We start from the raw sequence: 248 nt of genomic DNA on the forward strand, positions 1-248 counted from the left end.
TCCTTCTGGTGCGTGAGCAGCTTGTTGATGGCCTCGAACGCCTTGAGCATCCCGACCGGGTCGAGGTCGAGCGCCAGGTCGAAGCGCACCAGCGACTGCGGCACGTCTTTGAGCTCATCGCGCGTGATCACGCCGACGGTGTACGCGTACTTGGCCTTGGCCTCGGCGCGCGTCTCGAGCTCCGCGATGCGATCGATGATCTCGATCATCGGCTCCCACTGCAGCGTCGATTGGTACAACGTCAGAAG

General features: G+C 62.9%; 1 protein-coding gene. It reads right to left on the reverse strand.

Annotated features, from left to right (window positions below):
* Positions 1-209: hypothetical protein (locus H5993_RS09340; protein ID WP_204777123.1), on the reverse strand; the 209-nt coding region annotated here is incomplete at its 3' end.
* Positions 210-248 lie beyond the last annotated feature (39 nt).

This window comes from Limosilactobacillus alvi (assembly GCF_016900115.1).
GTDB classification, from domain to species: Bacteria; Bacillota; Bacilli; order Lactobacillales; family Lactobacillaceae; genus Limosilactobacillus; species Limosilactobacillus alvi.